The 17,436-nt window shown below is 73.1% G+C and carries 23 protein-coding genes and 4 pseudogenes; 7 read left to right on the forward strand and 20 right to left on the reverse strand.

Annotated features, from left to right (window positions below; all coding sequences use genetic code 11):
* Positions 1–900, reverse strand: coding sequence for a phosphogluconate dehydrogenase (NAD(+)-dependent, decarboxylating) (gene gnd, locus EIM48_RS14625; protein WP_019397208.1), 900 nt, complete (start codon positions 898–900; stop codon positions 1–3).
* A 148-nt stretch (positions 901–1,048) separates the two neighbouring features.
* Between gnd and EIM48_RS14630 the strand changes: the two genes are divergently transcribed.
* Entirely contained in the window at positions 1,049–2,515 is a 1,467-nt protein-coding gene (locus EIM48_RS14630) for a GGDEF domain-containing protein (protein ID WP_125111991.1), read from the forward strand.
* 4 nt (positions 2,516–2,519) lie between these two features.
* On the opposite strand, the gene EIM48_RS14635 is transcribed toward EIM48_RS14630, so the two are convergent.
* Complete coding sequence (locus EIM48_RS14635) at positions 2,520–2,864, reverse strand: cupin domain-containing protein (protein WP_125111992.1); 345 nt, start codon at positions 2,862–2,864, stop codon at positions 2,520–2,522.
* A gap of 128 nt (positions 2,865–2,992) precedes the next feature.
* Here EIM48_RS14635 and EIM48_RS14640 point away from each other — a divergent pair, with 128 nt between their 5' ends.
* Genes EIM48_RS14640 through EIM48_RS14660 form a run of 5 tightly spaced genes read left to right on the forward strand, consistent with a single transcriptional unit; the run spans position 2,993 to position 5,608 of the window.
* Entirely contained in the window at positions 2,993–3,814 is an 822-nt protein-coding gene (locus EIM48_RS14640) for a transglutaminase family protein (RefSeq protein WP_125076973.1), read from the forward strand.
* Positions 3,815–3,856: 42 nt separating this feature from the next.
* Positions 3,857–4,297: a hypothetical protein gene (locus EIM48_RS14645; RefSeq protein WP_125111993.1), complete on the forward strand. Its 441-nt coding sequence runs from the start codon at positions 3,857–3,859 to the stop codon at positions 4,295–4,297.
* Positions 4,298–4,311: 14 nt separating this feature from the next.
* Complete coding sequence (locus tag EIM48_RS14650) at positions 4,312–4,518, forward strand: hypothetical protein (protein WP_125111994.1); 207 nt, start codon at positions 4,312–4,314, stop codon at positions 4,516–4,518.
* Positions 4,519–4,547: 29 nt separating this feature from the next.
* Positions 4,548–4,982: a VOC family protein gene (locus EIM48_RS14655; RefSeq protein ID WP_125111995.1), complete on the forward strand. Its 435-nt coding sequence runs from the start codon at positions 4,548–4,550 to the stop codon at positions 4,980–4,982.
* A 41-nt stretch (positions 4,983–5,023) separates the two neighbouring features.
* Complete coding sequence (locus tag EIM48_RS14660) at positions 5,024–5,608, forward strand: hypothetical protein (RefSeq protein ID WP_199728436.1); 585 nt, start codon at positions 5,024–5,026, stop codon at positions 5,606–5,608.
* Here EIM48_RS14660 and EIM48_RS14665 read toward each other — a convergent pair.
* From EIM48_RS14665 to EIM48_RS14735, 15 genes and pseudogenes are all read right to left on the reverse strand, one after another.
* A complete protein-coding gene (locus EIM48_RS14665) occupies positions 5,605–5,961 on the reverse strand; it encodes a hypothetical protein (RefSeq protein ID WP_125111996.1) in 357 nt (118 codons plus the stop codon). The genes EIM48_RS14660 and EIM48_RS14665 overlap by 4 nt on opposite strands.
* 28 nt (positions 5,962–5,989) lie before the next feature.
* On the reverse strand, positions 5,990–6,820 hold the full coding sequence (locus EIM48_RS14670; protein ID WP_125111997.1) for a polysaccharide deacetylase family protein: 831 nt from the start codon (positions 6,818–6,820) through the stop codon (positions 5,990–5,992).
* Between the two features lie 116 nt (positions 6,821–6,936).
* Positions 6,937–7,104 (reverse strand): hypothetical protein, encoded by a 168-nt coding sequence (locus EIM48_RS14675; RefSeq protein ID WP_233581710.1) that lies wholly within the window; start codon positions 7,102–7,104, stop codon positions 6,937–6,939.
* A gap of 50 nt (positions 7,105–7,154) precedes the next feature.
* A pseudogene (locus tag EIM48_RS14680) lies at positions 7,155–7,688 on the reverse strand (molybdopterin-dependent oxidoreductase); the annotation flags it as partial.
* Entirely contained in the window at positions 7,685–7,984 is a 300-nt protein-coding gene (locus EIM48_RS14685; protein ID WP_125111998.1) for a chaperone NapD, read from the reverse strand. The pseudogene EIM48_RS14680 and the gene EIM48_RS14685, both read right to left, overlap by 4 nt.
* Positions 7,981–8,481, reverse strand: coding sequence for a ferredoxin-type protein NapF (gene napF / locus EIM48_RS14690; RefSeq protein WP_028915507.1), 501 nt, complete (start codon positions 8,479–8,481; stop codon positions 7,981–7,983). Before napF ends, EIM48_RS14685 begins: the two co-directional genes overlap by 4 nt.
* 2 nt (positions 8,482–8,483) lie before the next feature.
* On the reverse strand, positions 8,484–8,633 hold the full coding sequence (locus tag EIM48_RS14695) for a periplasmic nitrate reductase, NapE protein (protein ID WP_037035051.1): 150 nt from the start codon (positions 8,631–8,633) through the stop codon (positions 8,484–8,486).
* A 177-nt stretch (positions 8,634–8,810) separates the two neighbouring features.
* Positions 8,811–9,620, reverse strand: a pseudogene (locus tag EIM48_RS14700) (TIGR03915 family putative DNA repair protein); the annotation flags it as partial.
* The gene (locus EIM48_RS14705; protein WP_125076958.1) at positions 9,617–10,861 is read right to left on the reverse strand and encodes a putative DNA modification/repair radical SAM protein; all 1,245 of its coding nucleotides are present in this window, start codon (positions 10,859–10,861) and stop codon (positions 9,617–9,619) included. The pseudogene EIM48_RS14700 and the gene EIM48_RS14705, both read right to left, overlap by 4 nt.
* Positions 10,862–10,939: 78 nt before the next feature.
* Positions 10,940–11,206, reverse strand: coding sequence for a hypothetical protein (locus EIM48_RS14710; RefSeq protein WP_125076957.1), 267 nt, complete (start codon positions 11,204–11,206; stop codon positions 10,940–10,942).
* A 453-nt stretch (positions 11,207–11,659) separates the two neighbouring features.
* The gene (locus EIM48_RS14715) at positions 11,660–12,661 is read right to left on the reverse strand and encodes a kelch motif-containing protein (RefSeq protein ID WP_125076956.1); all 1,002 of its coding nucleotides are present in this window, start codon (positions 12,659–12,661) and stop codon (positions 11,660–11,662) included.
* Positions 12,662–12,775: 114 nt separating this feature from the next.
* Positions 12,776–13,252, reverse strand: a complete 477-nt coding sequence (locus tag EIM48_RS14720; RefSeq protein ID WP_125112000.1) for a hypothetical protein — start codon at positions 13,250–13,252, stop codon at positions 12,776–12,778.
* Positions 13,253–13,395: 143 nt separating this feature from the next.
* A pseudogene (locus tag EIM48_RS14725) lies at positions 13,396–14,258 on the reverse strand (alpha/beta hydrolase).
* A 244-nt stretch (positions 14,259–14,502) separates the two neighbouring features.
* Complete coding sequence (locus EIM48_RS14730) at positions 14,503–14,982, reverse strand: YbjN domain-containing protein (RefSeq protein ID WP_019397841.1); 480 nt, start codon at positions 14,980–14,982, stop codon at positions 14,503–14,505.
* A 114-nt stretch (positions 14,983–15,096) separates the two neighbouring features.
* Positions 15,097–15,552, reverse strand: a complete 456-nt coding sequence (locus tag EIM48_RS14735; protein ID WP_125112001.1) for a hypothetical protein — start codon at positions 15,550–15,552, stop codon at positions 15,097–15,099.
* A gap of 117 nt (positions 15,553–15,669) precedes the next feature.
* On the opposite strand from EIM48_RS14735, the gene EIM48_RS14740 reads away from it, so the two are divergent.
* Complete coding sequence (locus EIM48_RS14740; protein ID WP_028915070.1) at positions 15,670–15,861, forward strand: hypothetical protein; 192 nt, start codon at positions 15,670–15,672, stop codon at positions 15,859–15,861.
* A gap of 11 nt (positions 15,862–15,872) precedes the next feature.
* Here the strand turns inward: EIM48_RS14740 and EIM48_RS14745 are convergent, their stop codons facing one another.
* The 3 genes and pseudogenes from EIM48_RS14745 to EIM48_RS14755 all read right to left on the reverse strand — a co-directional run.
* On the reverse strand, positions 15,873–16,148 hold the full coding sequence (locus EIM48_RS14745; RefSeq protein ID WP_019397844.1) for a hypothetical protein: 276 nt from the start codon (positions 16,146–16,148) through the stop codon (positions 15,873–15,875).
* 106 nt (positions 16,149–16,254) lie between these two features.
* On the reverse strand, positions 16,255–16,953 hold the full coding sequence (locus tag EIM48_RS14750) for a hypothetical protein (protein ID WP_233581711.1): 699 nt from the start codon (positions 16,951–16,953) through the stop codon (positions 16,255–16,257).
* Positions 16,954–17,234: 281 nt separating this feature from the next.
* Positions 17,235–17,436: pseudogene (locus EIM48_RS14755) on the reverse strand (esterase family protein); the annotation flags it as partial.

Here is a 17,436-nt window from a genome sequence, read left to right on the forward strand (position 1 = left end):
TCAGCCCGGGCGGATGCCGTGCCCGCCGAAGCCCTGGCGCAACGCCGCCAGCAGCTTGTCGGCGTAGGAATCGTTCTCGCGCGAGCGCAGCCGCTCCAGCAGCGACAGGGTGATCACCGGCGCCGACACGTCCAGGTCGATCGCCTCGGCCACGGTCCAGCGCCCTTCGCCCGAATCGGACACGTAGGGGGCGATGCCCTCCAGGGTCGGGTTGCGCTCCAGCGCATCGGTCGCCAGGTCCAGCAGCCAGGAACGCACCACGCTGCCGTGCTGCCAGATCCTGGCGACCTGGGCCAGGTCCAGCGCCATCGATTCCTTGCGCTGCATGATGGCGAAGCCTTCGGCGTAGGCCTGCATCATCCCGTACTCGATGCCGTTGTGGACCATCTTGGTGAAGTGTCCCGCGCCGCTGGGCCCGACGTGGCCCCAGCCGCGGTCCGGCGCCGGCGCCAGGGTCTCCAGCACCGGCCGCAGCAGCGCCACCGCCTCGGCCTCGCCCCCGACCATCAGGCTGTAGCCTTCCTGCAGGCCCCACACGCCGCCGCTGGTGCCGCAGTCCAGGAAATGCACGCCGGCGTCGCGGCAGCGCGCGGCACGGCGCTCGCTGTCGCGGTAGTTGGAGTTGCCGCCGTCGACCACCACGTCGCCCGGCTGCAGCAGCGGCAGCAGGCGGTCAAGCGTGGAGTCGACCGGGGCGCCGGCCGGCACCATCAGCCACACCGCGCGCGGGGCCGGCAGCGCCTCGACCAGGGCCTGCAGCGATTCGACGGTTTCCAGTTCCGGCGCCGCGCCGCGGGCGGTGGCGCCGGGGTCGTAGCCGACCACCCGGTGGCCGCCACGGGCCAGGCGCAGGGCCATGTTGCCGCCCATCCTGCCAAGTCCGACCATGCCGATATCCATGGGTTCTCCTGTCGTGGGTAGGGGCGTCAAGCCTCGCACAACCGGCGCCAGCGCCCGTGGAAAGGTCCGTCCCGGGCTAAACCCCGGCCGCCGGCGGCCGCTAACGAGGCGTTCCTCCAGCCAGGTTCCGCGCCCGAGAGCCATGCGCATGTCCCTCCGAGACCGCGGAGCCGCCAGCGGCCAGTCCGCAGTGCGCTCCGTCCCCAGCGACGGCGTCGTCCCCGACGCCGGCAACGTGCTGCCCGTGTTCGCGTGCGGCATGGCCACGCTGCCGGGCGAGCTGGGCGACCTCGGCCGGCGCCTGGCCTCGGCTACCGATGCCGCCGACTGGGCCACCGCCGCGCGCGTGCTGCGCCAGTTCCTGGACAAGTACCTGCGCGACTTCGCCGCCGCCCTGGATGCGCCGGCCGCGGCCGAGGCCGAGCAGCTGCGGGACCTGCTGCGGCAGGCGGTGGGCGTGGCCCTGGCCTCGCTGCTGCGGCCGCTGCCGGCCCTGGCCGACGAGTCGACGGCCCTGGCCGGCGACCTCAAGCGCTGGTCGCCCGGCGCGGACCTGTCGCCGCTGGCGACCCGGGTGCGCGAGCTGTGCCACCAGGTCGGCGTGCACGCCGGCGAGGCCGCCGAACAGCAGCGCCTGCTGCTGGAACTGTTCGATCTGCTGCTGGAAAACCTGTTCGAACTGCTGGACGACGGCAGCTGGTTGCGCGGCCAGGTCGCCGCGGTGCGCCGCCTGCTGGGCCAGGACCCGGACCTGCAGACCCTGGAAGCCACCCGCCAGGGCCTGCGCGAGCTGGCCTACCAGCAGGGCCTGCTGCGCCAGGGCATCGAACAGTCCAAGGACGCGATGCGGGTGATGATGGTGTCCTTCGTCGAGAGCCTGGACGGCATGGCCGCCCGCGCCGGCGAGTACCAGGACCGGTTGCAGGCGCACCTGGCGGCGATCCGCGAGGCGCGCACCATCGCCGACCTCGGCCACCGCCTGGAGGACGTGCTCGACGACACCCGCCGCCTGCAGGAACAGGCGCTGCGCTCGCACGAGCAGTTGCAGGCCGCGCGCGCGGACGTGGAGGCGGCCGAGGCGCGCGTGCGCGAGCTGGAAGCGCAGCTGCGCGACATCGGCGAACTGGCCAGCCGCGACCCGCTGACCGGCGCGCTCAACCGCCGCGGCCTGGAGGAGCAGTACCCGCAGCTGCTGGCGCGGGCCGAGCGCGAGGGTTGGCCGCTGGCGGTGGCGGTGCTGGACCTGGACGAGTTCCGCCGGCTCAACGGCAGCTTCGGCCATGCCGGCGGCGATGCCGCCCTGCGCCACGTGGTGCAGGTGCTGGGCGAAGGCCTGCGCAAGGACGACCTGCTGGCCCGCTACGGCGGCGAGGAATTCGTGGTCGTGCTGCCGCGCACCACCCTCGAGGAGGCCGCCGCGCTGCTGCAGCGCCTGCAGCGCACCCTGGCGGCGCGCCCGCTGCTGCACGAGGGCCGGCGCATCGAGGTGCGCTTCAGCGCCGGCGTGGCCGTGCGCCAGCTGGGCGAGGACCGCGAGCACCTGCTCAACCGCGCCGACCGCGCCATGTACCGGGCCAAGCAGGACGGCCGCAACCGCGTGGTCGCGGTGCACTGACGGCTCAGCGCGGGCGTCCGGCCGGGCGCTCGTTGCCGGCGCCGGTGTACGCCGGCGGCGCGTAGAAGTTCACCGTGCGCAACGGGGTGCGGCCGGCATTGAGGATCTCGTGCTCCTCGCCGCGCTCAACCAGCAGCAGGCTGCCGGGCGCCAGCCGCTGCCGGCGCCCGGCGACGATCGCCACGCCATTGCCTGAAACCACGTAAAGCCACTGGTCGGCGCCGCGGTGGCGATTGCCCTCCCCGCCCTCGCTGGCGCCCGGCGCCAGCACCATCTGCGCCGCCTGCACCCGACGGTGTTCGAACAGCACGCGGAAACCGCGGCCGAAGCGTAGTCGCTGGTGGCGCATGGGAACTCCTGGCGAAGATCCGGCGACCTTGGCGCGGCGGGCGTGAAGCGGCCGTCACCCGCGCCGCTTCACGCGCCCTTGCGCGCGCGCCCGGCCCAATGGCACCACTTCCCCCTCGGGCCGCCCCGATGCCATTCCGGCTGGGTTTCCGCATCGCCTACCGCTTCGCCCAGTCCACCCCCATGGTGGCGATGCTCGACGTGGCCGACAGCGAGGCCCACCGCCTGCTGTCCGGGCCGACGGCATGGACTTCGCCGCAGGTGCCGCTGCACCGCTACCGCGACCGCTTCGGCAATACCTGCACCCGGCTGCTGGCGCCGGCCGGGCTGCTGGTGCTGCGCGGCGAGGCGTTGGTGCGCGACGGCAGCTTCCGCCCGGCGGTGGCGCCGGCGCCGGAGGACCTGGGGCCGTTCCTGCAGCCCAGCCGCCACTGCGAGGTACGCCCGTTGCTGCGCCATGCCCAGGCCCGCTTCGGCGACCTGCCCTCGGACCGGGTGCGGGTGCAGGCGATCTGCGCGCACGTGGCGCGCTCGATCGAGTACGTCCCGGAGACCGCCGCCTGCACCCGCGGCGCGCTGCGCGCCCTGCAGGACGGCCAGGGCCTGTGCCGCGACTTCGCCCACGTGGCCATCGCCCTGTGCCGCGGCGTGGGCGTGCCGGCGCGCTACTGCACCGGCTATCCGCCGCCTGGCACCACCCCGGAACCGCGCTTTCCCGCCTGGATCGAGGCCTGGTTCGACGGCCGCTGGCATGCGTTCGATCCGCGCACCGGCGGCGCCTGCCCGGCACGGGTGCCGGTGGCGCGTGGCCGCGATGCCGCCGACGTGGCCACCAGCTGCACCTTCGGCCTGTGCGAGCCGGAAAGCGTGGAGGTCTGGGCGCTGGAAGAGGCCGCGGCCGCGGCGGCAGCGGCCGGCATCGACGTGGCCGCCCTGGCGCTGGCGTCCTGAGGCCGGCCTTCACGTTTCCTCGCCCCCGTCTTTACGCCCGGCGTGCGCAGATGGCGGTCCGGCCATGCCGCCCACGCCGCGAGGAACAGCCATGAAAACCCGTTTGCCCGCCATCCTGGTCCTGGCCGGCGTGCTCGGCTGCGGCCCTGCCCTGCCCTGGCCCAGGACCAGGACGTCGACCCGCCCGCCACCACGGCGCCGCAGGAGGCGCACGCCGGCCACCCCGGGCAGGCCGATGCCCTGCCCGGCACCGACGTCGATGGCGACGGCCGCCTGTCGCTGGCCGAGTTCACCGCCGGCAGCCAGCGCACCGCCGAGGACTTCGCCGCCCAAGATGCCGATGGCGACGGCTACGTCACCGCGCAGGAACTGCAGGCCGCGCGCCACCAGCACCTGACCCCCGGCAGCGCGCACGAACACGATGGCAAGCCGCGCCCGGCCGCCGAGCCGCAGCCCGACGCCACGGCCAGCCCGCGCAAGTAGCCCAGGAGATCCGGATGACCCGTCCCTCTGCCCCGCCCGAAACCCACAGCACCCGCGACAAGCGCCCGGCCGCCGACCAGGACAAGCCGAACACCCCGGACCGCTACGCCAACGAAAAGGGCCGGCACAAGGGCCCGGACATGCCCGACACCGATCCGGAGCGCAACCACACGGTGCCGGAGGACTACGAGCGCATGTCCCCGGACCGTCCGCGCCGCTGAACCGCTGCACCGATCCGCCGGAGCCCGACATGGAGACGATGGAGCTTCACCGTGGCCACCTGGTCGACCACCTGCAGCGGGTGGTGCGCGACCTGCCCGCCAGCCAGCGTTTCTACACCGCGGTGGCCGGGGCGCTCGGCATTCCCCTCGGCGGCAGCGGCGAAGGCTGGTTCTGGATCGACGAGCTGTTCGTCTCGGCGATCGACAGCGAGGCCGCCGCCGGCGAGCTGACCGGGCGCGTGCACCTGGCCTTCCAGGCGGCCGACCGTGGCGCGGTCGACGCCTTCCATGCCGCGGCGCTGGCGGCCGGCGGCCGCGACAACGGCGCCCCGGGGCTGCGTCCCTACCACCCGGGCTACTACGCGGCCTTCGTGCTTGATCCGGACGGCAACAACATCGAGGCCGTGCATCACGGCCCCGCCGAACGCAGCGCCGCCTCGGTCCGCGTCCGGTTCCGGGAATGAGCGACGCGGCCACCGCCGCACACGCATCAGGGAGGAGTGCAATGAAAGCGCAAACCGCATTGCCGCAGGCGCTGTACCGCACCAACCTGCAACTGCAGGCACGCCTGGCCGCACTGCTGCAGGACACCGCGCGGCAATGGCTGGATTTCTGGCAACGCCTGGTCGAGGAAGGCGTGCTGGAAAGCGATGCCGGACTGCAGGCGCTGGGCAGGCACGACTGGCAGGCGCTGGCCGCGCTGCCGGCCGACGCGTTCTGGCGCCAGGTGCAACAGCGCTTCGGCGACCAGCAGGCCGCGGCCCAGGTCGCGGTGGCGGTGCAGGCCGCGTTCGCCCGCGGCCTGCAGGACGCGATGCGCGACTGGCGCCGCGATACCGCCGCGGCGCTGGACGAGGCCGGGCTCGGCTTCCCGGCCAACAACCCGATGTGGGGCGCGCTGTTCCAGGGCTGGGACGCGATCCCGCCGGGCCTGGTTGTCAGCGCCGCGACTGCCGGGGCCAGCAAGCCCTCCGCGCCCCGGGCACGCGCGCCCAAGCCCGCACCGCGCCCGCGGCCTGCTTCGCCCCGCGGCGCCAAGCCCAGGCGCGCGGGCAAGCCGCGCGCACCGGAAGCGGCGCCGCGACCCTAGCGCCGCGCCAGCACCACGGCCGTGGCAAGCAGCGGCGCCAGCAGTACCCCGGCCATGAACCAGGCCGGCCAGCCGCCGGACTGCCACAGCCCCGCTGCCAGCACCGCGAGCAGTACGCCGAGGAAGGCCAGCGCATGGCTGCGCGGCGCCGCCGGCGCCAGCCAGGCAGCGGCCACGCCGGCCGCAACGCAGGCCAGCGCCAGCCAGGCCAGGTCCCAGGCCAGGCGCGGGGTGCCGCCGGGCGGCAGCCCGGCCAGCGGCGCCAGCGCGCCGCCGGCCAGGTTGAGCGCGACCAGCACCGCGCTGGCCGCGCACAACGCCAGCACCGAACGCAGCAGCAGGATCACCGCCACGGCGGCCGACGCCGGTCCCGGCACTGCCTCAGCGCCCGGCCTTGCGGCCGCCGCGCGCGGCTTCCTGCTGCTGGCGCACCCACTGCATCTGCTCGCGGAAGGTGGCGGTCCAGTACTTGTCCCTGTTCGCGGCCAGGAACGCCAGCAGCTCCTCGTGCGCCTCCCTGGACACCGACAGGTAGTCGCCGCCGACGCCGTGGAAGGTGAAGCCGACCATGGTGCCCTTGCGCCCGGCTTCCTCCACCAGCGCGATCAGCTGCTTGCCGGTGACGTCGCTGGGCACCGCGGCCGGCACCGCCGCCGGGTCCAGCGCGAACATGTCCGGGACCACGTCGCCGCCGACCAGCTTGATGCCGAGGAAGCGGTCGGCCACGGCGGCGATGTAGTCGCCGTCGGCCACCTTGCGGTCGCCGCAGGGCGCGGTGTAGGTGCGCGGACCGGCGTAGCCGTCCAGCGCCTGCAGGAACACGTCCGCGACCTCGACCTGCTCCTTGATCTGCGCCAGGCTCATGCGGTCCAGGTCCTGGTGCGCCGGCACCCACTCGCGGCCGGGACCATGCGCCGAGCACGGATGGGTGATGCTGTGGTTGCCCAGCTCGTGGCCCATGCGCGCCACCTCGCGCCACTCCTCCATCCGCGCCCGCACCGGCTCGCGCGCCGGCACGATGTAGAAGCTGCCCTTGAGCCCGTACTTCTGCAGCTGCGGCACCGCGTTGTCCAGCTGCGAATCCAGCGCGTCGTCGTAGGCCAGGCTGACCGCGGCCTTGCGCCCCTCCGGCCAGCTGAACTTCTGCTTCGCCATGGCCGGCAGCGCCAGCGCGGCCAGGCAAAGCGCCAGGCAGATCCTGCTTGCTTGCATGCGTTCCCCTCGTCTGGCGACGGCCCTCCCGCGCCTTCGGCCGAAGTCTAGCCTTGCCCCGCGGCACGCGGCAGCCGGCCGCTCCCCGTACCAGGGCGAAGGGTGCAGCGGCCGGGCTAGCCGGCGGTCGCCGCGCTGCCCTCGCCTGTCGTGGCCGCCGGCGCCGGGCGCGTGGCCAGCAGCACGATGCAACGCGGTGGCAGGTGCCAGGCCCCGTCCTCCGGCTGCGGCGGCTCCTCGGCCGTGGACAGCAGCAGGCGCGGCGCCTGCAGGTGTTGCGGCACGCGGAATTCCTGCGCATGAAGCCGTAGGCGGCCGAGGCCATGCAGTGGCGCGCGTTCGGGTCCAGGTGGTTGCTGCGGAAGCCGGCGCGCATCAGCTTGGTCGCCGCGTAGCCCTCCCATATCGTCCACTGGCCGGAGCCGAACATGCCGATGCCCTCGCCGCCCTTGGCCCTGAGCACGCGCTTGAACTGCTCGGCCATCACGTCGAAGGCCTCGTCCCAGGACACCGGGGTGAAGTCCCCGTCCTTGGCGTAGGCGCCGTTCTTCTTGCGCAGCAGCGGCGTAGTGAGGCGGTCGGCGCCGTACAGCACCTTGGACAGGAAGTAGCCCTTGACGCAGTTGATGCCGCGGTTGACCTCGGCATGCACGTCGCCATGGGTGGCGACCACGCGGCCATCGCGCACGGCGACGTTGACCCCGCAGCCGGTGCCGCAGTAGCGGCACGGCGCCTTGGACCACTTGAGCTGGACCTGGTCGCCCTCGGTGACGACGTTGGTGCCGCCGCCGGGCAGCGGCAGGCCGGCGGCGGCCGCGGCGGTGGCGATGGCGCTGGTACGGATGAAGTCGCGGCGCGTGGTGCTCATGTGGAAGCTCCACTGGCATGGGGCGGGGGAACGGGCTCGTCCAGGGCGGCGGACGGCTCGGCGTGGTGGTAGACCAGCAGCACGTTCAGCACGCCTGGCACCTCGCGCAGGCGTTCGACCAGGTCCATCACCCGGTAGCGGTCGGCGGTCTCGCACAGCACCACGCTGCGGGTGTCGCCGGCGATGGCCAGTTCCAGCGCGGGCTCGGCGGCCACCGCCGCGCGCAGTGCCGGCAAGGCATCGGCGCGGTGCTGGAGCACGAACGAAGCGATGTTGACCTCGTCCTGCGGGTTCATGCGCAGGCCTCCTCTTCAGCCGCGGCCAGCGCGATCGCGCCGGCCGGGCATACGCCGGTGCAGGCGCCGCAGCCGGTGCAGCGCGCGGCCTCGACCATGGCCATGCCGCGGCCGCCGGGCGGTACCCGGATCGCCTGTTCGGGACAGACCTCGCGGCAGCTGGCGCAGACGATGCCGGCGCCGGACAGGCAGGCATCGGCCACCATCGCGCGCAGGTTCCAGGGACGCGCCTGCGTGTGCAGCAGCGCGCCGGTGGGGCAGGCCTGGGCGCAGGCGCCGCAGAAGCTGCACTCGCCGCGGCCCGCGGCCGGATCGAACCGCGGCAGGCCATCGGGTGCGCGCCGCAGCACGCGTTCCGGGCAGGCGCGGATGCACGCCTCGCAACCGGTGCAGCGCGCGGCGAAGGCCTGTCCGGGGATTGACCAGGGCGGGCGCGGACCGCAGGCATCCTCGCTGCCGAAGAGCAGTGCTCGCCGGGAGAGCGCGCCGCCTGGCATCGTCACGGCCCCGTCGGCGGGCCGGCGAACAGCAACTGCCACATCCAGACCATGAAGCCGTAGCCGGCCACGACCAGCACCGCCAGCAGCGGGAACACCACCGCAGTCACCAGCAGGAACGCGATGCGCTCCTGCCTGCGGGTCACCTCCATCTTCGGGCCCGGTTCCTGCTCCACGTGCCAGCCTGCCTTTCCAGGTGGGTCCAGTGCGGTACGCGGCGGAGGCTAGCACGGAAAACCGGACCGGGCGTGACGCACCGCGGGATACGTGGCACCGGGCCACGCAAGCGTGACCGGGCGCACGCGCGGCACGTGTTCCTAGCTGCGGCGCGGCATGCGCCTGCGCGGCGGCTGCGGTTCGCGCTCGGCCATCTGCCGCACGCGCGCGCCGGCCTCGCGCACCAGCGCCGGCAGCAGGCGCGTTTCCGGCAGCAGGTGCCAGTACTTCTGCGGCATCTCCTGGCGCATCGTCCGGGTATTGAGCCGCGCCGGATTGAAGATGCTGGCGTAGTAGGTGCGCCACAGGCCGTCCTGGGCGTCGTCGGCCGGCACGTCGGCGCGCAGCCCACCCGGGCCGGCCCACAACTGCCCGTCGTCCCAGCGCACGCTGCGGTACGGGGTGACGATGGTCCAGCGCATGCCGGCGAAGCGGCGTGCGAAGAACGGCGCGAGCCGGTCCAGGATCCAGTGTTCCGGCTCGAACCAGGCGATGTAGGCCTCCTCCTCCCCCGGCACCGCGCGGAAGCGCACGAAGGCCTTCATCTTGTGGCTGTCGCGGCGCACCGCCTGCTCCAGCGCGCGGGCGCTGGCCACGTCGGCATCGGTGCTGCGTTCCAGCAGCCGCCGCTCGCCATGGCCGATGCGCCACAGCATCCGGTACAGCAGCGCATGCCGCCCCGGATCGCGATGGCACAGCACGCGCGCGGCCAGCTCCAGGAATGCCGGCGCCACCGCCAGTGCCGGCACTCCGGCAGCCAGCGGCGCCCGCGCCAGTTCAGGCCACGGCAGCAGGCCGCCCTGGGCATCGCCGCTCCAGTCCACCTGCTCCGGTGCCAGGCCGGCGGCAAACGCCCGGCGCGCCGCATCGCGCCAGGCACCCAGGTCCCACGGCGGATCCAGCTGCGCGCGGTAGCCGCTCATGCGAACAGCTCGCCTTGGCGCGGCTGCGGCGCCAGCTGCGCACGCAGGCGGGCCGGATCGTCCAGGCGTGCACGTGGATGATGGTCCAGCACGCTCACGAACGGCAGCAGCTTCTTCAGCGGGGCGCGCAACCGGGCCAGGTCGTCCAGCCGCAGGCGGCCGTGGCGGCGCGCGCCGACGATGCGGTCCACGTTGCGCGCGCCCAGCCCGGGCACGCGCAGCAGCAGCTCGCGCGGGGCGCTGTTGAGGTCCACCGGGAAGCGCTCGGGGTGGCGCAGGGCCCAGGCCAGCTTGGGATCGATGTCCAGGTCGAGCATGCCGGCGCCCTCGGGCACGATTTCCTCCACCCCGAAGCCGTAGAAGCGCAGCAGCCAGTCGGCCTGGTACAGGCGGTGCTCGCGCTGCAACGGCGGCGCGCGCGGCGGCAAAGCCGCCGAAGCATCCGGGATCGGGCTGAAGGCCGAGTAGTACACCCGCCTCATGCGGAAGTCGCCGTACAGCGCGTTGCTGGTGCGCAGGATCACCGCGTCGTCGGCGCCATCCGCGCCCACGATCATCTGCGTGCTTTGCCCCGCCGGGGCGAACCGCGGCGGCCGCCGCCGTGGCGTGGCCTTCGCGGCGCGGCGCGCCTCGGTGTTCTCGTCGATGCGCCAGCGCAGCTCGCCCATGGCATCGCGGATGCCGTCGGCGCGCTTTTCCGGCGCCAGTCTCGCCAGGCCTTCGGCGGTGGGCAGCTCGACATTGATGCTCAGCCGGTCGGCGTAACGCCCGGCCTTCTCCAGCAGCTCCAGCGAGGCCTCGGGGATGGTCTTGAGGTGGATGTAGCCGGCGAAGTGGTGGTCCTCGCGCAGGCTGCGCGCCACTTCCACCATCTGCTCCATGGTGTAGTCACCGTTGCGGATGATGCCGCTGGAGAGGAACAGCCCCTCGATGTAGTTGCGCTTGTAGAAGTCCAGCGTCAGCTTCACCACCTCGGCGGCGGTGAAGCGCGCGCGGCGCACGTTGCTGCTGGCGCGGTTGACGCAGTAGGCGCAGTCGTAGATGCAGAAGTTGGTCAGCAGGATCTTCAGCAGCGACACGCAGCGCCCGTCGGGCGTGTAGGAGTGGCAGATGCCCATGCCCTCGGTGCTGCCCACGCCCTTGCCGCCGCGCGAGTCGCGCCGGCCCGCGCCGGAAGAGGCGCAGGAAGCGTCGTACTTGGCCGCGTCGGCAAGGATCGCGAGCTTGTCGGTCAGCTCCATGCCGGCACGGTGGCCGGCCTGCGTCTCAGCCGGTGAGACGCCGCCCGGCGCTGGGTGAACCGCTCAAGCCGCGTGCCTTCAGGGCACGGCGCGGCGCACGTAGACCGGCTCGCCCGGCACGTCGGTGCGCACCGTGGTCGCCGCCGGGGCGACCGATGGCGTGGTCAGCAGGTCGTTGGTACGGCGCTGCTCGGCGATCAGCTGGCGCAGCAGCGACTTGATCCCGAACACCGCGAACGGCACCAGGATCCACAGCACGGTCAGGATCAGGGCGAAGATCGCCGCCGCGATCATCAGCGCGTTCATGCCGGTGGCGGCGGCGTCGTTGGTAAAGGTCGACAGCATGGTTCGCTCCTCGGACCGGACACCGCGCCCGGCGTGGCGACATGCTTGGGCAAGCCCCGCCCACGGCGGGTGAACCGGGCGCACGCGCCGTTGCAGGCACGCCTTGCGCACACGGCCACGCGCGCCGCATGCGGGCCGGGACGGAGGAAACCGGGGAACGCGCCCGCGGGCGCGCGGACTCAGCGGCTGCGCTCGCGCCGCAGGGCGAAGGTCGCAAGACCGACGACGGCGGCCAGGCCGATGGCGAGGAACACGAACACAGGCGTCAACGACATGGAAGCTCCCTCAGTGCTGGACGGGCCCGGGCCGGGCCGCGGGCTGGTAACGACGGGATGCTGCGCGCGACCCTCCCCCACGGCGGTCGCGTGGCCGGCTGTGTCGCCCCGGCCGGGTTCCCTTATACCTGCCCGTCCTGCGCCGGCCACGCTGCACTGCACCGTGGCCGCCCCGCGCTCAGGGCGACAGGCGCAGGTGGTCGTCCAGTTCCGGGCCGCCGCCGCGGTCGGCGCTGCCGGCCGCCACGTGCACCGCGCCGCCCAGCAGGGTGGCCTGGGTGCCATGGCGTCCGCGCGGCAGCGGCGCCAGGCTGCGCCAGCGCCCGCTGCCCGGGTCGTAGGCCTCGACCTCGGCGTGCGCCGGCACCTGGCGCGCGCTTTCCCCGCCCAGCACCAGCAGCGCGCCGCCTGCCGCCACCGCCCCGGCGCCGGCGCGCGGGGTGGGCAGCGGCGCCTCCAGCGTGCTCCAGCGCCCGCGGGCGAAGTCGTACACGTCCACCGCGGCAATGGTCATCGACAAGGTGTCGCCGGTATCGTGCGAGGTGCGGCGGCCGCCGGCGGCGTAGAGTCTTCCGTCCAGCACCGCGGCGTGGAAGTGGTCGCGTGCATGCGGCGCGTCAGGCAGCTCCTCCCAGTGCCCGCTGGCCGGATTGAAGGCATCCAGCCACGGCACGTAGCCGCTCATGTGGCCGCGGGTATTGCCGCCGACCAGGTAGATCCTGCCCCCGTGCGAGACCACCCCGGCCGCGCCGCGGCGCCGGTGCGCGGGGATCTCCGCACCCTGGCTCCAGCGGTCGGCGCGGGGGTCGTAGACCAGCACGTGGGTGAGCGGCTGCTCCTCCGGGAAGTCGCCGGTGAACGCGCCCAGCACGTACAGCCGGCCCTCGTGCGCCAGCGCCTGGAAGTGGTGGATCTCCAGCGGCGGCGGCGCGCCCTGGCTCCAGCGCCCGCTGGCCGGATCGTAGATGTCCAGCGGCCGCTGCCCGCGCCCGCCCAGCAGGTACAGCCGCTCGCCCAGGGCGACGAAGGCGTTCTCGTGGCGCGCATGCAGCGCGCCCTCGCCGGGCGGCACCGGCTCCCACGCCGGCGGTTGCCGTGCCCCGGCGCCGAAGGTGAAGGCGGACAGGATCAGGACGGCGAGCGCTGGCAGGCGCAGAGGGCGGGAGGCAGGCTTGGCCATGGCGGGTCCCGGGATCGAGGCCCGGCCAAGGTGGCCGTTGCGCGGGCGGCCGTCAATCGCGCACCTGCGTGCGCGCGTGTCCGTGCTGCCGCGCATGGATGCGCGGGGCCGTATTCAGCGGTGGCGCAGGGGCGGATACGGGCCCCAGCCGGAGCCATGCGGTCCGTAGAAACCGGGACCGTCGGAGCTGTCCACGTGCAGCTGCACGTTGATGATGCGCGAACCGCCGTCGTCGGTCGCCTGCTCCTTGCAGTAGTTGACCGTCGCGCCCTGCCAGTTGCTGTTGCCGCCATGCCGCGAATACCCCACGCCGGCCTCGACGCTGCCGGTGATGTCGGTTTCCTTGCCGTCCGGCGCGGTCGGGCAGCGGTAGCGGTAGGTGACCTGCCTGCGCTGGCGGGTGGTCGCCACCCCGGAGGTGTCGCCGTACCAGGTGCCGGGCGGGTCGTTGCGGTAGCCGGCGCGCGCGGACTGCGGCAGGCCCAGGTCCAGACCGGCACCCTCCCCGCCGGCGGCGTCCGATTCCTGGGCGAGGGCCGGCATCGCGGCGGCCAGCAGGACCAGGCAGGCAGGAAGCAGGAAGGTGCGCATGGCGTCGGTTCCGGTCGCCGCGTGCAGGCGGCTTCCCGCACACCGTAGCAGCGCGAGGTTAAACCGCGGATGGCTCGGCCTTGCGCATGCGACGACGGGCGGCCACGGGCCGCCCGTCGCGCCGGTCCGTCGCGGCCGCCGCTTCAGCGCCGCAGGAAGTCCAGCAGGTCCTGGTTGAGCCGGTCCTTGTGGGTGTCGGTGATGCCGTGCGGTCCGCCGGGGTAGACGATCAGCTGCGCGCCCTTCACCAGCGCGGCCGAGGCGCGGCCGGAGGCGTCGATCGGCACGATCTGGTCGTCGTCGCCGTGGATCACCAGGGTCGGCACGTCGAACTTCTTGAGGTCTTCGCGGAAGTCGGTGGCCGAGAACGCAGCGATCGAGTCGTAGGTGTTCTTGTGCCCGCCCTGCATGCCCTGCGCCCAGAACGACTGGATCAGGCCCTGGTTGGGCTTGGCACCCGGACGGTTGAAGCCGAAGAACGGGCCGGAAGCGATGTCCAGGTACAGCTGCGAGCGGTTCTCGATCGAGCCTTGCGCAGGCCGTCGAATACCTCGATCGGCAGGCCGCCCGGGTTGTCCTCGGTCTTGAGCATCAGCGGCGGCACCGACGAGACCAGCACCGCGGCCTTGACCCGCGAGGTGCCGTGGCGGCCGATGTAGCGCGCCACCTCGCCGCCGCCGGTGGAGAAGCCGACCAGGGTGGCGTCGCGCAGGTCCAGGGCCTCGATCACCGCGGCCAGGTCGTCGGCGTAGTGGTCCATGTCGTTGCCGTCCCACGGCTGGCTGGAACGGCCGTGGCCGCGGCGGTCATGGGCGACGACGCGGAAGCCGTGGTCGGCCAGGAACAGCATCTGCGCTTCCCAGCTGTCCGAACTCAGCGGCTAGCCGTGGCTGAAGGTGACGACCGGGCCGTCCTTCGGGCCCCAGTCCTTGTAGTACAGCTGCACGCCATCGCGGGTGGTGACGTAGTTGGCGGTGCGGGAAACGGCGGAAGTGCGGTTGTCCATGACAGTGCTCCAGGGATGGGGGGAATCCCGGCGCGGGTGCGCTGCCGGTGGAGCTACTTTGCCGAGGGGAGCTTATGCATACGTGACAGCACGTCCGGGAAACTCCACCGGGCGTCCGTGGCCTTGCGCAGGCGGGAGCATGGTCCGGCGGAGAAACACGGCCACGCCGGTTGCCGGCGCGGCGGTGGCCCCGCCCCGCGCCGCCGCCCACCGCAAGGCGCGCGGCACGCGGCGGGGCGCCGGCTCAGTAGTAGCCCATCGCGTCCTTGAAATCGCGCAGGAGCTTCCCGTACAGCTCGATCTGGCTTTCCAGGTGGCTCTTGGCGTCGGTGTGCAGGACCTCGAAGTCGAACTGCAGGTACGGGTCCATCTCGTGGTCCAGGTACAGGCGCACGTAGCGGTACTTCTGGTTGAACTCGTTGGCGGCCCGCAGCGAGGTGCCGTCCTCCAGGTCCAGCGCGGTCTCCAGCTGCAGCGAGCCGCAGCGGCCGTCCTGCTTCTTGCAGTCGTAGAAGTTCAGCCGCGCATGCAGGCCCTCGATCATGAACTCGATCTGCGGATCGCCATGCGAATCGGTGCCCAGTTCCGGCGACAGGTCCATCGCGCGCATCACCGCCAACGCCTCCCTGCCGCTGATGCGCTCGGCCGAAGCCTCGGCCGCCAGCAGCGGAGAAGCCAGTACCAGCACCGCGCCCAGCAGGCGCGTCTTGGCCTTGTCCAACATGCTTACCCCCCCCTGTGATGTGGTGGCTCCCTGCCACCGTGGACGATGCGAGGGGACCGCCGGCATTGCGCCGCGTCCCCGGCGCGAAGGATACCCCGGCGCACGGGGGGATTGTCAGCTGCGCGGATCGGCCGGCAGCCGGAAACGCCCGCCCATGCCCGGCAGCACCAGCAGCACGCCGGCGGCGATGCGCACCAGGACCCGGGCCAGTTCCAGGGCCAGCTCCGCGTCCGGCGCCAGCGGCGGCCACAGGGTGTACGCCAGCAGGCCGGCCTCCACCACCGTCCAGGCCAGCACCCAGCGGCGCGCGCGCCAGCTGCCCTGCAGCAGCAGCCGCGCGATCCAGGCCACGAACAGGCCCATGCCCAGCAGCAGGCAGGCGGTGGAGATGGCGTACGCCAGCCGCCTGTCCGCGGGCGCCTCCAGCGCCAGCGCGCCCCATGTCGGCAGCTCCAGCACGTAGGCGGCCACGTAGCAGCCCACCGCCTGGCGCAACCGCGCCGCCACCGCGGCCTGCGGCGCCGGTGGCCCGCTGGCGGGGGCCAGGTAGGGATTGCGTTCGGCATCCATGCGCACGGCTCCATGCCCGGGGCGTGGCCCCCGAGTTTTCCACGGAAACCCGACCGCGGGACAGGCATGCTGGCCGTGCGCCGGACGCCGGCGCCCGTGCCGCAGGAGGAGCCACGCATGACGCCGCTGGACAAACCGATCCGCCGCGAACTGGACATCGGCGGCGAGGCCTACACCCTCACCATCAGCCCCGAGGGCCTGAAGCTGGTGCCCAAGGGCAAGCGCAAGGGCCTGGAACTGGCCTGGACCGACCTGGTCAGCGGCGACGCCGCGCTGGCCTCGGCGCTGCAGGCTTCGCTGCGCGGCTGAGCCGCCCGCGGCTACGCGGCGCCGCGCGGCATGGCCCTGCCGGCTGCGGTGCGCAACCAGGCCAGCGCGCCCGGCGCCATGCCCTTGAACTTCGGGGCATCGGCCAGTGGTGCCACCAGCAGGCGCCGCGGTTGCGCGCGGCGTTTCAGCGCGTGGTAGAGCTGCGAGCGGGTGCGCGTGCTCGCGGCCAGGTACAGGCCGCAGGCCAGCGGCTGCAGCGCGGACCCGAGCGCTTCGGCACCGGGATCCGGCTCCAGGAACACGAGGTAGAGGATTGGCGCGTCCATGCCCGCAGCTTCGCAACACGGCTCCGGGGAGGACGTGAACCGCGGCCACGGAGGCGCATGCCCCGGCCTCCGGCCCGCCCCGCGATGCGGGACGGGCCGGCCACGCTCACTTGCGCGGGTTGCAGTTCAGCGCGCGGCTGCTGGTCGGGAAATCGATGTTGAACGGGCGTCCGGTCGTGGCCCGCTCGCCAATCATGCGTGCGACCGTGGCCGCGGCCGAGCCGGGGTCGGAGCACTCGCTTTCCACGTAGGACACCGAGTACACGTCCTCCGACACCACCACCGGCGCGGCCGAGGGCTCGTCCGGGTTGAACCGGTACAGGCGGATCATCGTCGTGACCTTGGGATTGATCCAGGTGCCGCCGGCGCGGCCCATGGCATTGGGCGCGTGGTCGACCTCCTCGCACTTGAGCATGCCCTCCTGCTCCTGGCAGGTGGCACCCATCGCGCCCATGATCAGCTTGCTGTCCTCGCCGGGCCGGCCCTCCTCGGTCTTGATGCCGATCCGCGCCTGGTAGCGCGGCGTTTCGCCCGCCGGCCACGCACTGCGCAGGTCGGACTTGGGCAGCACCTTGCGCAGCCCTTCCAGGTAGCCGGCGAGGATCTTCTCGCCATGGCCGGAGCCGCCGTCGTCCACCAGCTCCACCGCGACGCCCGACTGCGCGCCATGCTCGGAAAGCTCGTTGAACTCGGTGCGCTTGCCCACCGCCCGTTCGTAGGCGACCGACGCGGTGCCGCGCACCACGAGCAGGTCCTTCAACGGGTTGGCCTGCGCGAACGCGGGCAGCGGCAACAGGGATATCACTGCACCTGCAAGAACTGCTTGACGCTTCATGGTTCCCTCCTCAGTGGATGGCGCCGTGCGGCGCCGGGTGGCCATTCCGTGTCCACATCCCCCTCTCCGGACCACGCCTGGCCGCTCGCCCTGCGTGTCGCGTCAAGTACCGCAGCGCGATCACGCCGGGACTGCCGGGGAGCGCCCCGGCGCGCACACTTTACGCCGCGATTGCGCGCGTGCACGCCTTTCGTTGCGATCATTGTCCGCCGCGCACGACCATACGCAGCGGTCTGCACCAGCGGCTGCGCCTACCTGTCGACCGGCGCAGGCGCCCCGGGCTTCCACAGCCAGCGCAGCACGTCCGGCAGCAGGCGCCCGCCGTGGTCGTCCGAGTGCCCGCCCTCGCCCCACACGTGCGCCACCGTATAGCGCGGTCCCGCATCGCCATTGCGGCCGGCCTCGGCATTGGCCCAGTGCAATGCGGCCAGCATCTGCTGGTTGGCGAGGAAC

The organism is Pseudoxanthomonas sp. SGNA-20, from assembly GCF_003931635.1.
Taxonomy (GTDB): domain Bacteria; phylum Pseudomonadota; class Gammaproteobacteria; order Xanthomonadales; family Xanthomonadaceae; genus Pseudoxanthomonas.

Coding starts and splice junctions, on each gene's coding strand:
- gnd (WP_019397208.1), bottom strand. CDS start 900: ATGGATATCGGCATGGTCGGACTTGGCAGGATGGGCGGCAACATGGCC.
- EIM48_RS14630 (WP_125111991.1), top strand. CDS start 1,049: ATGTCCCTCCGAGACCGCGGAGCCGCCAGCGGCCAGTCCGCAGTGCGC.
- EIM48_RS14635 (WP_125111992.1), bottom strand. CDS start 2,864: ATGCGCCACCAGCGACTACGCTTCGGCCGCGGTTTCCGCGTGCTGTTC.
- EIM48_RS14640 (WP_125076973.1), top strand. CDS start 2,993: ATGCCATTCCGGCTGGGTTTCCGCATCGCCTACCGCTTCGCCCAGTCC.
- EIM48_RS14650 (WP_125111994.1), top strand. CDS start 4,312: ATGACCCGTCCCTCTGCCCCGCCCGAAACCCACAGCACCCGCGACAAG.
- EIM48_RS14655 (WP_125111995.1), top strand. CDS start 4,548: ATGGAGACGATGGAGCTTCACCGTGGCCACCTGGTCGACCACCTGCAG.
- EIM48_RS14660 (WP_199728436.1), top strand. CDS start 5,024: ATGAAAGCGCAAACCGCATTGCCGCAGGCGCTGTACCGCACCAACCTG.
- EIM48_RS14670 (WP_125111997.1), bottom strand. CDS start 6,820: ATGCAAGCAAGCAGGATCTGCCTGGCGCTTTGCCTGGCCGCGCTGGCG.
- EIM48_RS14685 (WP_125111998.1), bottom strand. CDS start 7,984: ATGAACCCGCAGGACGAGGTCAACATCGCTTCGTTCGTGCTCCAGCAC.
- napF (WP_028915507.1), bottom strand. CDS start 8,481: ATGCCAGGCGGCGCGCTCTCCCGGCGAGCACTGCTCTTCGGCAGCGAG.
- EIM48_RS14695 (WP_037035051.1), bottom strand. CDS start 8,633: ATGGAGGTGACCCGCAGGCAGGAGCGCATCGCGTTCCTGCTGGTGACT.
- EIM48_RS14705 (WP_125076958.1), bottom strand. CDS start 10,861: ATGGAGCTGACCGACAAGCTCGCGATCCTTGCCGACGCGGCCAAGTAC.
- EIM48_RS14710 (WP_125076957.1), bottom strand. CDS start 11,206: ATGCTGTCGACCTTTACCAACGACGCCGCCGCCACCGGCATGAACGCG.
- EIM48_RS14715 (WP_125076956.1), bottom strand. CDS start 12,661: ATGGCCAAGCCTGCCTCCCGCCCTCTGCGCCTGCCAGCGCTCGCCGTC.
- EIM48_RS14720 (WP_125112000.1), bottom strand. CDS start 13,252: ATGCGCACCTTCCTGCTTCCTGCCTGCCTGGTCCTGCTGGCCGCCGCG.
- EIM48_RS14730 (WP_019397841.1), bottom strand. CDS start 14,982: ATGTTGGACAAGGCCAAGACGCGCCTGCTGGGCGCGGTGCTGGTACTG.
- EIM48_RS14735 (WP_125112001.1), bottom strand. CDS start 15,552: ATGGATGCCGAACGCAATCCCTACCTGGCCCCCGCCAGCGGGCCACCG.
- EIM48_RS14740 (WP_028915070.1), top strand. CDS start 15,670: ATGACGCCGCTGGACAAACCGATCCGCCGCGAACTGGACATCGGCGGC.
- EIM48_RS14745 (WP_019397844.1), bottom strand. CDS start 16,148: ATGGACGCGCCAATCCTCTACCTCGTGTTCCTGGAGCCGGATCCCGGT.